Origin of the sequence: Actinoallomurus soli, assembly GCF_024055715.1 — a bacterium.
Lineage (GTDB): Bacteria > Actinomycetota > Actinomycetes > Streptosporangiales > Streptosporangiaceae > Actinoallomurus > Actinoallomurus soli.
In genome coordinates this window covers 54,571-70,366 of the sequence record NZ_JAMXMV010000021.1, presented here as the reverse complement: position 1 = coordinate 70,366, position 15,796 = coordinate 54,571, and the positions used below count along the sequence as shown (strand labels likewise).

Sequence of the window (15,796 nt, the reverse complement as noted above, 5' to 3'; positions counted from 1 at the left end):
TGGCGTACATGGCGTTGATCTCGGGGGGTGTCGACCAGACCGCATCGACTCGCGGAGCGGTCCAGCATGTTTGACCCAAAGGTCCTGGTTCGGTCTTGTTCGATCGAAATATTGCAATTTCGATCTAATTTGGTCATGCTGAGCTCCCCGTCAGAGCCTCCGGACGGGCAGATTGGAGTCCCTCGTGCACGCGCCGCGATCATCTCGGCCGGCCCGCCCACGCGGCCCCGCCGCCATCGCCATCACCCGGGCGTTGCCCGCCCCCCACGCCGTACCGGCTCGAGCGGAGCGGCACGTTCGCCACATGTCGCACCATCGCACGTTCGCCATGCCGCCCTCCTGGCACCGGCTGGTTCTCCACGGCGCGGACCTGACGAAGGGACTCGTTCGATGCTTCGTCAGGTGACTTCGGGCAGAGGTGGATCGGGGTCTGCCGTGGCCGTCGACCGTCGTCTGCTCGCTCGCCTCGCCGCGCTCATGGCGTTCGTGCTGCTCGCGTTGTGCGGTGGGACCGGTCTGGCGGGTGCGGCCAGTCAGCCGGTTGCGGGGACGTCACAGGCCGGTGCGGCGTATCCGTCGGTGGGCGCGGGGACGCACTTCCTGGACGACGCCTCCTACCTCTCCGGCTTCAGCGAGCCGGGCTGGTACGAGGCGAACATCCCGTTCGTGGACCTGCCGGACGCCACTATGCAGAGCGTCTATTACTACCGGTGGCGGGTGTGGAAGGAACATCTGCGCTACACCGACCCGGCGGACGGCTGGATCTCCACGGAGTTCCTGGACTGCTGCGGCTACGCGGCTCCGTATCAGGCGATCAACGCGGCGGCCGGCCACCAGATCACCGAGGGGCGCTGGGTACGCGACCAGAGTTACGACGACGACTACGTCCGGTTCTGGCTCACCGGTCCCGGCGCGGGCGCCAAGCCGGCCACCGACAACGTGAACGCCGACACCGGCGACTGGGCGCACGAGTACAGCGTGTGGCTGGCCACGGCGGCGTACCAACAGGCCCAGGTGACCGGGGACTTCGCCCGGCTGCGCACCCTGCTGCCGGCGCTGGTGCGTCAATACCGGGGCTGGGATGAGCAGTTCGACGCGAAACTCGGCCTGTACTGGTCGGTGCCGGTGTGGGACGCGATGGAGTTCTCCGCCTCTTCGTACGAGTCGAGTGACCCGTACCACGGCGGCGCGGGCTACCGGCCGACGCTGAACTCGTACCAGTACGGCGACGCCGAGGCGATCAGCCACGTCGCACGCCTGGTCGGGGACGATGCGCTCGCCCAGGAGTACGCCACGCGGGCCGCGAAGCTGAAGGCGGCGATGCAGAAGTGGCTGTGGGATCCGAGCCGCGGCTTCTACTACACCATGGCGCGGGACGCCAATCCCGACCACAAGCTGTCCGGCTCGCGGGAGGAGATCGGCTACATCCCCTGGATGTTCGGCGCCGCCCAGTCCGGCGACAGCGGCGCGTGGTCGCAACTGTTGGACCCGCAGGGCTTCGCGAGCGCCTACGGCCCGACGACCACGGAGCGCCGCAGCCCGTTCTTCATGAAGGACGCGGCCTCCTGCTGCCGCTGGGACGGCCCGAGCTGGCCCTTCGCCACCGCGCAGACGCTGACAGGTCTGGCGAACCTGCTGGACGACTACCCGGCTCAGACCACGATCACCAAGAACGACTACACGGCGGCGCTGGCCACGTACGCCAGGACGCAGACGAAGGACGGCAAGCCGTACGTGGCCGAGGCGCACGACCCCGACCACGCCTCGTGGATCTACGACGGTCACGACCACAGTGAGGACTACAACCACTCTGCCTTCGACGACCTGGTGCTGTCCGGACTCATCGGCCTGCGCCCCCAGCCGGAGGACACGCTGAAGGTGCAGCCGCTCGTGCCCGCCTCCTGGGATCACTTCGCCGCGGAGAACGTGCCCTACCACGGCCACAACGTCACCGTGCTGTGGGACCGCGACGGCGGCCACTACCACCAGGGCGCAGGGATGAGGATCTACCTCGACGGCCGACTCGTGCAGCAGTCCGCGGCACTGCGCAGCACCACCGTGCACATCGGCGGCACGATCGTCGCCCGGCCGAACGACCTCGTCGATGACGCCGCCAACCCACTGCGCACCGGCTACCCCAAGCCCATCGCGTCCTACACCTGGCGGTACGACGACGCCTGGAACGCGATCGATGGCAAGGTCTGGTACGACGAGGTCCCCGAGAACACCCGCTGGACCAACTACGCCTCGCCGAACAGCAGCGACTACTACGGCGTCGACTTCGGCGCTCCCACATCCGTCAGCGACGTCCGCTGGTACGGCTACGACGACGGCGGAGGGGTCAAACCGGCCGCCGACTACCGCCTTCAGTACTGGGACGGCACTGTCTGGCAGGACGTCCCGAACCAGAGCCGCGACTCGGCCCGGCCGGTGGGCAACGGCTTGAACCGCATCACCTTCCCGGCCCTGACCACCAGCAAGGTCCGGCTGCTGTTCACCAACCCGTCCGGCGCCTTCGTCGGCGTGAGCGAGTTCGAGGCGTGGGCGCCCTCCAGTCCGGACGCGAACGTCACCGTGGGACCCGCCAACGCGAGCGGCCTGGTCACCGTCAAACCGGCGACACCGATCAGCGTCACCGTGCGCAACACGACCCACCACCCGCTCACCGCCCCTCAGGTCAGCCTCGGCCTGCCCGGCGGCTGGTCCGCCGACACGGTCGAACACCCCTCAGCAGCGATACGACCTGGCAGGTCGGCCGTGTGGACCTACCTGGTGCACGCCCCCTCCGGCGCCGAACCGGGCAGCGACGCCGCCCTCACCGCGACCGCCTCCTACCGCCCGGCGGGCGGCACGTCGCGGTCGACCCACCGGCTGCAGAACCTGCGGATCGCCTACCCGCCCGGCCGGCAGGACCCCGTCGGCACATGGAGCCTCGACGAGGGGACCGGCGGTGTCGCACACGACAGCACCGGCTCCCATGATGCCGACGTGATCGGCTCGCCCGCCTGGGTGCCCGGCATCTCCGGCACCGCTCTGCGCCTCGACGGCTCCGGTCAGTACGCACAGACCGGCGGGCCGGTACTGGACACCACCGGTAACTTCTCCGTCAGCGCGTGGGTGCGGCTGGACCGCACCGGCTCCTTCGCCACCGCCGTCAGCCAGGACGGCGCCGTCAGCAGCGGCTTCTACCTGCAGTACTCCGCCGCCGACAACCGCCTCGCCTTCTCGACCAGCGAAGGCCGCGCGCTATCCGACCAGCCGCCGGTCACCGGTCGCTGGTGCCAGTTGGTGGGCGTGCACGACGCGGACGCAGGCACTTACACGCTCTACGTCGACGGCGTGGCGCAGTCGACCGTGTGGAGCCAACCGACCGGCGACGCCGGGGACGGCCCACTGGCCATCGGCCGTGCCTTCTCCGGCGGACGCAACAGCGACTTCTGGCCTGGCAGCGTCGACCAGGTCCAGGTCTGGAACAGGGCGCTGACGGCCGCGGACGTCGCCAAGCAGTACCGCCCGATCACCTGACCTCACCATGGGCCGCGCCTCCGCGCGGACCAGGAAGGAAAGGGCCGGGTCGGTCGGTGCTCGATCGGCCCGGTCCCTGCGCCCGCGGACCTCCGCGGAGATCATCCCCCTAATCCTCGCCACCTGGAGAACCTGTTGTGACCATGCACAGAGCCAGCAGGGCGGCGGCGATCGCCACCGCGCTGATCGCCGTGGCCGGTACGTCCGGCATAGCCGCCGCTGTCGGCACGACCACGCTGCCGGCTCGCACCTCCCGTGCCTCCGCCGCCTCCGACCCATGGATACTGACCAACACCGACTACGGCGCTCAGGACATCACCAAAACCCCATTTGTCGGCAATGGATACCTCGCCCAGCGGCTGCCCGCCATCGGCCAGGGCTACCAGGGCGACCTTGGGCCCGCCGGCTACCAGCTGGACCAGCGGCCCAAGCAGCGCCTGACGACCTCGATGGTGGCCGGCCTCTACAACAAGGGTCTCTCGCCCTCCGTCCCCGGCGTCGAGTACATGGCCTCGCTGCCCACCTGGACGACCATGGAACTCGGCGTGGGCGACCAGCACCTGAACGCCGGCACCGCCTCGAACACGATCAGTGGCTACCAACAGCACCTGGACCTCGCGCACGCCACCGTCACCACCTCGATGCGCTGGACGCCCGGAAACGGGAAGGCCACCGACGTTCGGGTGGATGTGCTCGCCAACCGGTCCCTGGAGCACCTGGGGCAGGTCCGGCTCACCGTCACCCCGCAGTGGAGCGGGGACCTCTCACTCAACGCGTTGCTGGACGGCGGAAGCGCCCAGGGCATCAACGCCCTCTCGCGGGCCGTCGACACCCGCCGTGACACCGCGACGGTGCAGCTCAGCACCCCCGGTAACGACACCCACGTGGTGGAGACCCAGCGTCTGATCGCCGAGCCGGGAACCCCCGTCGCCGCCCGGCAGGCCGCCGAGCCGTCCGACAACACCGCGACCGCCGGCGAGAGCTGGACCATCCCCGTAAAAGCGGGCAACACCTACACCGTCACGAAGTACGTCGGTATCGCCACCTCGGGCGACTCCGGCGATCCGGCGACCGTCGCGGCGAACACGGTGGCCGACGCGGCCGGCCAGGACTGGGCGCGGCTGACCGCCCGGCACGATGCCGCCTGGGCGAAGCTCTGGAAGCCCAACGTCCGGGCGGCCGGTGACACCGATCTGCAGGCCGACATCAACATGTCGTATTACACGCTGTACTCCAGCGTCCGCGCCGGCTCCTCGTGGAGCATCCCACCCTCCGGACTGACCAGCCAGGACTACAACGGCGACATCTTCTGGGACGCCGACACCTGGATGTTCCCCTCGCTGCTCGCCCTCCACCCAGAGCTGGCCAAGTCCATCGTCATGTTCCGCTCCCGGACCCGCGCCCAGGCCGAGAAGAACGCCGCAGCCAACGGCTACGACGGCGGCATCTGGGCATGGGACAACGGCCCGGGCGGCGACTGCGGCGACCTCGGCCATCCGATGTGCGTCGGTTTCGAGGACCATCTGGAGAGCGACCTCGCGCTCGCGCAGTGGCAGTACTACGAGGCCACCGGCGACAAGGCCTGGCTGAAGAAGTACGGCTACCCGGTTTTGAAAGACGTGGCCGAGTTCTGGGCCTCCCGCGTCGAGAAGGGCGCCGACGGCAAGTACCACATCAACGGCGTCACCGGCCCCGACGAGTACCACGAACACGTCAACGACAACGCCACCACGAACGCGGGCGCGATCGTCTCGCTCAAGAACGCCATCGCGGCCGCGCGGGTCGTCGGCGCGACACCCGGCAAGACCTGGGCCGACACCGCGGACCGGATCTACGTGCCGACCGACCCCGACGGCAGCCACCCGGAGTACAACGGCTACACGGACCAGACCACGAAGCAGGCCGACACGGTGATGCTCACCTACCCGCTCGGCTACGTCACCGACTCCGCATCGGCCGCCGCCGACCTCGACCGCTACATGCCCGTCACGGATGTGAACGGCCCGGCGATGACCAACTCCGTCGAATCCATCGTCGCCGCCCAGGTCCGGCAGCCCGGCTGCCTCGACTACACCCTCTTCCAGGACGCCTACCAGCCCTATCTGCAGGGCCCCTACCACCAGTTCGCAGAGACTCAGGGACCGATGCCACTCCAGGGCGGCGGCGGAGGGCCGGCCTTCACCTTCGCCACCGGCGCGGGCGGCTTCCTGCAGATCTTCTTCCACGGCTTCGGCGGTCTGCGGTGGGCCCCTGACGCTCTGGCACTCGCTCCCACGCTGCCCCCGCAGCTCGCGAAGGGCATCACGCTCGACGGCATCCGGTACCGGGCCAGTACGCTCACCGTCGCGATCGGGGCGCAGCGCACCACGGTGACACTCGACTCCGGGCCCCAGGTGTCGATCAGCACCCCCGACGGCAAGCACTCTCTCACCCGAGGCCGACCCCTGACCTTGAAGACCGCACGCCCCGACCAGGACCCGACCGATGATCTGGCCCGCTGCCAGTCCGCCTCGGCCGACTCCGCACAGCCCGCGATGCTCCCCGCCGGAGCCGTGGACGGCAACGACACCACCACCTGGACCGCCACGGGCACTACCTCCACCTTCGACCTCGCTCTGGCCGGCCGCAGCCGGACGAGCCGCGCCCACGTACGGTGGGGCGCCACTCGCCCGGCCGACTACACCGTCGCGATCCAGGACGGCTCCGGCGGCTGGCGACAGGTCGCCCAGGGCGCAGTCCCACCGCAGGGCGACCTCAACATCCACTGGGACACCGCCGAGACCACCGGCCTTCGCCTTGCGTTCAGCGGCGGAGACCCGGCGGCGATCGCGTCACTGAACGTGCCCCGCGCCGAGGCCGCAGACATCACCGGTGTGCTCACCGCCCCCGCGGCCGTCGCCCCCGGCACGGCGAGCGCGGTGCGGCTCGCCCTGACCTCGGACGGCGGCAGCGACGCCCGCAACGTGACGAGTCACCTCCAGGTGCCGACGGGCTGGCAGGTCACGCCCGATCCAAAGGCCGTCTCCATCCCGAAGGGAGGCCAGGCCGTGGTGCAGTGGACGGTGACCCCACCCGCAGACCAGGCCGCCACGGCAGGCGCACTCACCGCCACCACCAGCTGGGACGGCGTCGCGGCGCGGGACTCCAGCACCGCTGCCACCCTGCTGCCGGTGATGAAGCCGGTCGGCCTGGGCACGGTGGAGGCCGAAGACGGCGCCCTGAGCGGCGGCGCCCAACTCGCCGCCGACCACGGCGGTTACACCGGCCGGGGATTCGTCGCCGGGCTCTACCCCGGGGCCGCCGACACCGTCCTTGTCCACGTGCCGACCGGCGGCAGCCACTCCGTCACCCTCCGGTATGCCAACTCGCTGGGCGGCCGGCGGCCCCCGCTGGAGAACGTCACCCGCACGATCAGTCTCGCGGCGGGCGGCGTGAACCACCAGGTGTCGCTGCCGGTCACCGGAAGCTGGGACAGTTGGGGGACGGTGACCGTGCAGGTGGATCTGCCGGCCGGCGACGATCCCGTCACCCTGTACGTCGGGCCGAATGACTCGGGCAGCGTCAACGTGGACAGCCTCACGATCAACTGAAGTCTGCCGGCTCCCGCGGCAATACCGCGGGAGCCGGCAGCACCGCACCCACGCCCGCGCGGAATCCGAACACCGAGTTGTCACCTCGGTCATGTCGCGGCACCCCCCGCTGGCGACCGGTACAGCGTCGGGCCGATGCATGGGAAAGCGGAGCAGGCGCCCTCCCCATCGACTAGCCAATGACCTGCGGATTCCCCGCCGGTCCCGGAGATGTTCGCTCGTTCGTCGCGATCTTGTCGGCGGCCACCGCGTCCCGTCCGCACACCCGCCCCTGCCACGCGATGTGACCATCACGCACCAGAGCAGGTCCGCCCCGGCCCATCGCCGCCTCGACCATGGCGCACGCCCGCGCCGAGTCGACGGCGTCGATGAGGTCGTCATGCCTGCGGCGAAAGGGAACTGTAAGGAGCCGCCGACCACGATGGTCCCTGCCAGATGAGGCACCAGGTCGACCCACAGCGGGCGACGATCCGGAAGGGACCAGTCGTGATCGACGTTCGAGCGTTCACCGAACGCCATGGAAGCCGATATGGGGTGCGGGGCCTCAGTCTCATCGTGGAACCGGGAAAGGTCACCGGCTTCCTCGGACCGAACGGGTCGGGCAAGTCGACGACGATGCGCACGATCATGGGACTCGGCACTCCCACGTCCGGCACCGCTCTGATCAACGGGAAGCCGCACGGCCAACTGCGCCGGCCGCTGCGCGAAGCCGGCGCGCTGCTGGAGGCCAAGGCGATCCATCCCAGTCGCAGTGCCCACACCCACCTGTGGATGCTCGACGCCGGGACGCCTGAGAGCGGGGAGCGATGAAACGGATAGCACCCACCACCATGCTCCCTGGCGAGGCTGCGGCCGACGCCCGCGTGGCCGGCAACTCCCGGCTGACGGCGATCACCGGCGTCTGCCTGCTCGCTCTGTTCGCAGCCCAGATCGTCACGGTCGTACTCGGGGTGACCAGCGTGCTCTCCGCGCATGTGGTCATCGGCACCGTGCTCATGCCCGTCGTCGGCGTGAAAATCCTGAGCACCGGATGGCGGATCGTGCACTACTACCGGGGGGATCGTGATGTCAGAAGGGCCGGACCACCGCGAATGTACTTTCGCATCCTGGGCCCGCTGCTCACCATCCTGACGGTGGTTCTTCTCGCCAGTGGGTCAACGGCCTTCCTGGGTACCGGCGTTTGGGCGTCAGCCGCGCTGTTGGCGCACAAGGCGACGTTCTACCTCTGGCTGATCGCCGTCAGCATGCACGCCGTTCCTCACTACTCGCGAGCGGTACGACTTGCTGTGGCGGACATCTTCCGCCGGACCGGCCTGAGGGTCTCAGGAGCACGCGCCCGGCGGGGAGTTCTGATCGCGGCACTGGCCACAGGCGCGGGTCTGGCCCCCCTGATGGCCCGGCACTGCGCAGAATACCTCCTCCGCTACTCGGGTCACCTCTGAGCGGCCACGGCCGCTTCTGACCGAAGGCACGTTGCGGGCCGGGGGCGAAGTTCTCCGCGTACACGGAACACCGGCCTCTCGTCATCTCTTTCACGGGAGCTTCATGGGCTGACCGGTACGTGCCGCATGGGCGGTCCAGAACGCACCGCACCACCCGCGCGTCGCGTGTCAGCGACGCCGTCCTCACTCCAAGGAATCACACCATGCTGTCTCTTTCACGTCGCTCCAAATCCGTCCGGGAACCGCGTGCGGCCAAAGTGCCGGAGGCCATCGCCCTCTTCTGGGTGATCAAGATCGTGACGACTTTCATGGGCGAAGCGACATCCGACTTCCTCCTGAAGGGCGTCAACATGGCGGTCGGCGCGGTCGTCGAGGTCCTCCTCTTCGTCATCGCGCTGTGGCTACAGTTCCGCACCCGCCACTACGTGGCCGCCGCCTACTGGTTCCTGGCCATGGCCATCGCCATCTTCGGCACCGGCATAGCCGACGCGTTGCACGTCCTGGTAGGTATCCCGTACGCAGGAACCGCTGCGCTGTGGGCCGGGGTTCTCGCCCTCATCTTCTGGCGGTGGCACCACACCGAGGGCACCCTCTCGATCCACAGCATCACCACCAGGCGTCGCGAGAAGTACTACTGGGCCACGGTCTTCGCCACGTTCGCCTTCGGCACCGCCTTGGGCGACCTCACCGGTAGCGCCCTCCACTGGGGTTTCCTGACCTCCGGCATCATCTTCACCGGGATCATCCTCATCCCCGCCGTGGCCCGATCGCGCTTCCACCTCAACCCGATCGTCGCCTTCTGGTCCGCCTACGTGGTCACCCGTCCCCTGGGGGCATCCTTCGCGGACTACTTCAAGGGGATCAGTTCCGCCGCCACGACTTTCATCTCGGCAGCCGTCCTGGTCGTTCTGGTCGCCTTCGTCGCCCGCACTCGCAAGGACATCCAGCAGCCCCCACCCGCCCGAGGCCACCGACAGGCACCGGAACCCGACTCCAACCTCCTTGTCTGACCGGGCCGGATCGTCGATGAGATTCTCCCGAATGTGCGGATCGCGCGGCGATGGGCTGACCCGCGCGGCCCAAGGCCACGGCCGCCGGCCCGACCGTCGACGGCACGTTCGCTCTGATCGTTGGGCCCAACTCGCCGGTGCACGGCAACGGCATCTCTGGACCCCTCATCCCCTCTACCGCGACCCTGGTCACGCTTACGCTGCTGCCCGCCGTCCTGTCCGAGCTCGGCTCGCGGGTGGACCGGCCGCGTCGCCGTCGACCGCGAACGACGTCACCGTCCGGGAGACCGCGGCGGGCCTGGCCACAGGAGCGCTGGTGGACGCCGTGCTGGTGCGTATGCTGCTGGTTTCGGCGCTGCTGCCGTTGTTCAGCGGCTGGAACTGGTGGATGCCGGAGCGGGCCGTATGTCTGCCACGTCTGAAGCCAGACGGCTCTGGAACGGAACACCGGCAGGAACGCATCCCGTTGCCGATCGGGGACGCATGAGTCATGAGGGTACTGGTAGTAGAGGACGAGCCGGACATCGCCGAGGCTCTGACCTGGGGACTACGGGCCGAAGGCTACGTCGTGGACGTGGCGGACAATGGCGAGGAAGGACTGTGGAAGGCGCGGGAGAGCCCGCACGACGTCATCATCCTCGACGTGATGCTACCGGGCATCGACGGCTATCAGGTGTGCCGCAAACTCCGCGAGCAGGGTCTGTGGACTCCGATCCTGATGCTGACGGCGATGGACGAGGACCTCGACCACGCCGAGGGGCTGGACAGCGGCGCCGATGACTATCTGGCCAAGCCCTTCTCCTACCCGGTCCTGCTCGCGCACCTGCGCTCGCTCACCCGCCGGACTCTCGGTGCCAGGCCGGCGGTGCTCACCGCGGCCGGCCTGACTCTGGATCCGGCCAGCCGTACGGTGACCCGCGACGGAGTGGCGCTGGACCTGACCGGCCGCGAGGTCGCCGTCCTGGAGCACCTGATGCGGCACAAAGGGCGTGTGGTGTCCAAGACCGAGCTGCTCGACCACTGCTGGGACGTCGCGTACGACGGCGGCCCCGCCGTAGTCGAGGTGCACGTCCACCGGCTGCGCCGCAAGATCGATTCACCCACCGGCGAACCGGTGATCGTGACCGTCCGCGGCGAGGGCTACCTGATCCGGGACAACGTCGCATGACCGCAACCGGAACGTCCACGCGCGGGCTCTGGCGGGCAAGGCCCCGCACTCTGCGGACCCGGGTCACCGTCGTCGCGGGGCTGGCGCTGACCGCTGCCGTGGTGCTGGGGCTGGTGATCATGTACCTGGTGCAAAGAGAGTCGGCGCGCAGGACCGTCGACGGGGAACTCCGCACGTACGCGACGCAGCTCGCGCAGTCGGTGCAGGGCGATGGTCCGTGGCCTCGGCCGCTACCGCCCTCCACGCTCGACCCGAATGCCCAGGCGCAGGTCCTCGCCGCAGATGGCAGGGTACTCGCCGCCACCCGCTCCCTGCAGGGCCTGCCCGCCGTCTACGCGCAGCCCGCAGGGGCGAGCGCCCCCGTACGGCAGAAGGCCGCCGACGGTGTCATCCCCACCGAGGTGCGGGTCACCGCGTTGCGCATCTCCGTCGCCGGGAGCCCGGTCACGATCATCACCGTAACGTCGACTGGCCTGTCCGGCCAGGTCAACGAGACCTTCGCCCGGCTGCTGCTCGTCGGCGTGCCGGGGATCCTGGTCCTGGCCGCGGGCACGGTGTGGCTGGTCGTGGGTTGGGCGCTGCGCCCGGTGGAGAAGATTCGGCATGCGGTCACCGAGATCACCGCGGCCGATCTGTCCCGACGGGTGCCCGAGCCCGGTACGGGTGACGAGATCGGGAACCTCGCCCAGACGATGAACGACATGCTGACCCGGCTCGAGGACTCCGCGCTCCGGCAGCGCCGGTTCGTCGCGGACGCCTCGCATGAGCTGCGCAGTCCGTTGGCCGCCATCCGCACCACTCTCGAGGTCGGCATCATGCACCCCGACCGAGCGCCCTGGCCGGATATCGCGCAGCGCGCGGTGCGCCAGTCGGCGCGCCTTGAAGACCTCGTCCAGCAGTTGCTGCTGCTGGCCAAGGCCGACGACCGGCAGCTGGCGGCGCAGCGGCGGCCCGTCGCACTCGGAGCGCTGCTGGAGGAGATCCGTGCCACGACCGTGGCCGGCCACATCGACGTCGAGATCACCGCGGCACCGGACGCGGTCACGATCGGCAATCCCGAGCACCTGTCCCGGATGTTCCGCAACGTTCTGGACAACGCGATCCGCCACGCCGAGCACAGAGTGCTGATCGCGGCCGCCGCCACACCCGAGACGGTCCGGGTCGAGATCAACGATGATGGTCCCGGCATCCCGGTCGAGGAGCGCGAGCGGGTCTTCGACCGCTTCGTGCGCCTGGACGCCAGCCGCCAGCGCGCGAGCGGCTCCACCGGCCTGGGCCTGGCGATCGCGAGGGAGATCGCCACGGCGCACGACGGTCACATCGTCATCACCGACGCCTCGGGCGGCGGCGCCCGCGTCGTCATCACTTTGTCGCCGGCCAGTGACGGTTCGCCGGAGAACCATCGAAGCGTGGGGGCCGACGAGGCGGAGGGTACCTGACCCGATTGCCGGAGAGGCTGGAATGGAACCGACGGCGACACCACGCTGGAAACGGGTTAGGACGGCGGGGTGCCGTAGACGCTGACTTCGGTGAGGTGGAAGGTGGCGTTGGCGGTGTTGCCGAGGCCGGTCACCCGGACGTATCGGGCCTTGGCCTCGGTGTTCATCGTGTCGCCCGCGTCCGTGGCGGGGGCGGGCCCGTTCCGGCCGCCGAGGGTGAACCAGTGGGTGCCGTCGGCGCTGCCCTCCAGCCGGTAGGTGTAGTAACGGGTGCCGTCGACGTAGTTGCGGACGTTGACGCGGGACACGTCATCGACCGCGCCGAGGTCGACCTGCCACCAGGTCTGGCCGTACGTCATCGGCCCGCCCCAGTACGGGGAGTTGGCGCGGCTGCCGTCGTTGGCGGCCTCGGCCGGGTGGCCGGACTCTGACGACAGTGCCGTCACCGGCTTGTGGAGGCTCTGCAGGACGTCGCCGGACCCGTCGCGGGAGGTGTCGGGCTCGTCGGCGATGCCGCCGGCGAAGAGCGCGATCGCCTCCTGTGCGGTGTGGGCGTTGACCGCGCTGACGAACATGCCGACGTCCTGCGTGCCCGACGCGCCGGCGACCGTGCCGGATCCGATCACGGTCCAGTTCTTGTCATCGGAGCTGCAGGAGCCGGTCACGCGGCCGCCGTCCGTGCGCAGTCGTACGTAGACCTCGCCGGCGGTGAACCCGCCGACCTCGGTCATGTGATCGAGGCCGCCGTCGCCGTCGGCGTCATAGGAGAAGACGCAGCCGTGCTCGGGGGTGACGGCGATGTCGGCGTACCCGGCGGACCCGGTTTTGGACAGGTCGTTGCTGACGACCAGGCCGGCGCGGGACCACGGGGACGCCCCGTCCAGCCTGGTCACCTTCGTGGACACCGCGTGACCCGAGGTGAGCCCGCCGCCGTCGTAGACGGTCGCGAGTTCGTTGGTGGCACCCCACATGTCCTTGCCACCGGCGGCGATGCCCGTCGTATCGCCCGTTCGCGCGAACTCGGCCGGTGCGGAGGCAGCCGTCTTGTACGGCGCCGCGACCGTACTCCCGCCGACCATGAGGAGGGAGTGCGCGGTCGCCCGTCCGGACGCGCCCGCGGCGGTACGCCAGGAGGCCGTGGCCTTCAGCTCGGGCAGGGAACCGGCCGCGGCGTCGGCCGGGGCGGTCACCGTCCAGGCAGCGGTCACGGTCTTGCCGGGATCGACGTCGTTTCCGGGGCCGGTGGTGCCGGTCGCGGGACGGACGGCGTAGCCGTGTGGCGCGGTCAACGCGAAGCCCACCTCGTGCGCGGTGCTCAGCGCCGAGTCGCTCGTGAAGGTGGCGGTGACGTGGACGGTACCGCCCGGGGTGACACCCTTCCGGTCGGAGACCAGGGTCAGCACACCGGACGCCTCGTCGGCCGCCTTCGTGGCCAGCCGGTAGGCGTCGCCGTGCGGCACGGCCGCGTAGCGGGTGCCCGCGTGCGCCCAGCTTTCGGCGACCGCGCGCCAGTCGATCGGCTGCGGCTCGTCACCGGTCTTCAGCGAGTCCTTCAGCTCGCCGAAGAACATCTTCCAGCGCTCGGCGTAGTAGCCGCCGACCAGACCGTTGAAGTCCCGGCGCGCGTAGTCCTGAATCCCGGGGCTCTCGGTCTGCCACAGGGTCACCAGCGACTTCAGGCCGTAATCAAGGGTCGCGGCCTCCTTCGGGTTCGCGGCCTGGCGGGCCGCCTCCTGCTGCCACGTGCCGAGCAGGAAGTGCGGATCGGCGCCGAGCACCTCGTCCATCAGCTTCATCTCGGCCATCCACCGGTCGGTGAGTCGCCCGAAGGCGGCGCTGTCGCGGTCGCGATAGGCGGCGAGGATCTGCGGCAGGAGTGCTCTGCTGCGGTTGGCGAGCACCTGACGAGTGACATCGACGAGGTCATAGCGGTACGCGTCGGAGTGGCGCAGCCGCGGATCCACCTGAAGCAGCTCATGGAGCGCCTTCTCGAACTCGGCAGGGTCGTACTGCAGCGCCGCCTGCCCGATGTCGGTGAGGCTCGGCTGGTCATCGAACAGGGCGGTCACGTGCCGGGTGTCCTTGCCCGCAGGCCAGGAGTACGCCGTGCGCTCGATGATCTGCCAGGCCGCCACGGCGTGCGGGTCGGCGGCACCGTAGCGGGCGGTGGCGTACTCGGCGAACCAGGCGTCCATGTCGACCGGGCCGTTCTCCCACGGCATGTCGGCGAAGAACTCCACTGCGGCCGGGTTGTTGTCGATGGCCTCGGGCATCAGTGCGATGCCGTTCATGGCGTTGCCCGGTTTGGCGCGCCAGGCGTTGAACTTCTCGTTCCACACGGTGAGGCTGGCACCGAAGTTCTGATGGCCGCCGAAGTTCCAGATCGTGCCGAAGGCGTACTGAGTGCCGAGGAAGTCCTTGTCGCGGTCGGTGATGCCGGGCTGTTCGCTGAGGCCGTCCACGACGAACATCTTCGATCGGTCGACCGCCTGGAGCGTCGCCGGCAGGGGGTTGCTCTGCCAGCCGAGGATCACCCAGATCGCACCCGGGTGGGCGGCCTCGAGCGCGTCCTGGACGGCCTTCGACGCCGGGCCCACCGGTACCGACCCGGCGGTGCCGCCCTCGTGCAGCAGGTCCATCTTGTACATCGTGGAGGTGCCGAAGAGCTCGGTCTGTGCCTGGTAGAACGCCGCCGCGACCTTGCCGAACTGCGGGCCGGTCGGGTCGAGCCAGTCGGGACGCTGCAGGCCGTTCCAGGTGCCCTGCGGGACGGTGTTCGCCCCCGGGTTCCGCGTGGCGAAGTCGGTCGGGACCGTGCCGTAGTAGCCGGGCAGCACCGGCGTCATGCCCAGTTCGCGCAGCCGGTCGACGATGCGCCGGGCGAGCGCGACGCGACGGTCGATCAGCTGCTGGGAGATCGGTGAGCCGGTGCAGCACATGTTCTGCAGCAGCCACCACGCCTGGTGGGCCGGCTCGGGGATCCACTTTCGCATGTCCGCCGCGCTGTAGCCGAACTGCTGGAAGGCCTGCTCGTAGACGGCCTCCTGCCCCTCGTAGACCAGCACCTGGTTGATGCCGAGAAGTGCGAGCACGTCGATGCGATGTTGCCACTCCTGCCAGCTCAGGTACGCGCCGCCGTATCCCTCATTGGTGTCATTGAGCGCGAACCGGTTGGCGACCGACGCGTCCTGCGCGATCGGTGCGGACGGCAGCGGCAACCGCGCGGGAAGGTCGAGCTGCGAACCGCCGATCGAGACGTTGGCGTGCGCGACCTTGCGCAGGTACCAGCCGAACCCGGTGAGCTGCACGGCCGGGGAGGTGCCCGCGACCAACAGGTGCCCGCCCTCGGCGGAGACCTGGAAACGGTCGGCGCCCGTGCCCTTGTCGATCGTCCGCAACGTGACCTGGTCGGCCCGGCTCTTACCGAGAATCCGCTCCAGCGCCTGGGCGGCCGGTCCGTTGTCACGCGCGGCGGCCGTCGCGCGTGTGGGTTGTGCCGTCGCCGGTGGCGCCACGGCCAACGGCACGGCCAGCGCCGCCGCCATGGCGGCGATGAGTGCGTGAGATCGGCGCCTGACGCCCGATCGTCTTCCTAGTCGTCGGCCCAACACGATGGCGGCAC

General features: G+C 69.6%; 9 protein-coding genes. 8 read left to right on the top strand and 1 reads right to left on the bottom strand.

All coding sequences use genetic code 11. From position 1 onward, the window contains the following. Positions 1–435: 435 nt before the first annotated feature. From NDW01_RS44075 to NDW01_RS34955, 8 genes are all read left to right on the top strand, one after another. Positions 436–3,525 (top strand): MGH1-like glycoside hydrolase domain-containing protein, encoded by a 3,090-nt coding sequence (locus tag NDW01_RS44075; protein ID WP_252828649.1) that lies wholly within the window; start codon positions 436–438, stop codon positions 3,523–3,525. 143 nt (positions 3,526–3,668) lie between these two features. Then, positions 3,669–7,115: a carbohydrate-binding protein gene (locus NDW01_RS34985; RefSeq protein ID WP_252828668.1), complete on the top strand. Its 3,447-nt coding sequence runs from the start codon at positions 3,669–3,671 to the stop codon at positions 7,113–7,115. 486 nt (positions 7,116–7,601) lie between these two features. Beyond that, positions 7,602–7,925, top strand: a complete 324-nt coding sequence (locus NDW01_RS34980) for an ATP-binding cassette domain-containing protein (protein WP_252828648.1) — start codon at positions 7,602–7,604, stop codon at positions 7,923–7,925. Between the two features lie 20 nt (positions 7,926–7,945). Next, complete coding sequence (locus tag NDW01_RS34975; RefSeq protein WP_252828647.1) at positions 7,946–8,557, top strand: hypothetical protein; 612 nt, start codon at positions 7,946–7,948, stop codon at positions 8,555–8,557. A 203-nt stretch (positions 8,558–8,760) separates the two neighbouring features. Further along, on the top strand, positions 8,761–9,567 hold the full coding sequence (locus tag NDW01_RS34970; protein WP_252828646.1) for a COG4705 family protein: 807 nt from the start codon (positions 8,761–8,763) through the stop codon (positions 9,565–9,567). A 316-nt stretch (positions 9,568–9,883) separates the two neighbouring features. Beyond that, positions 9,884–10,054, top strand: coding sequence for a hypothetical protein (locus tag NDW01_RS34965; protein WP_252828645.1), 171 nt, complete (start codon positions 9,884–9,886; stop codon positions 10,052–10,054). A gap of 3 nt (positions 10,055–10,057) precedes the next feature. Then, complete coding sequence (locus NDW01_RS34960) at positions 10,058–10,735, top strand: response regulator transcription factor (RefSeq protein WP_252828644.1); 678 nt, start codon at positions 10,058–10,060, stop codon at positions 10,733–10,735. Next, positions 10,732–12,174 (top strand): ATP-binding protein, encoded by a 1,443-nt coding sequence (locus tag NDW01_RS34955; protein WP_252828643.1) that lies wholly within the window; start codon positions 10,732–10,734, stop codon positions 12,172–12,174. Before NDW01_RS34960 ends, NDW01_RS34955 begins: the two co-directional genes overlap by 4 nt. A 56-nt stretch (positions 12,175–12,230) precedes the next feature. Here the strand turns inward: NDW01_RS34955 and NDW01_RS34950 are convergent, their stop codons facing one another. Then, entirely contained in the window at positions 12,231–15,719 is a 3,489-nt protein-coding gene (locus tag NDW01_RS34950) for an alpha-N-acetylglucosaminidase TIM-barrel domain-containing protein (RefSeq protein ID WP_252828642.1), read from the bottom strand. Positions 15,720–15,796: the final 77 nt, after the last annotated feature.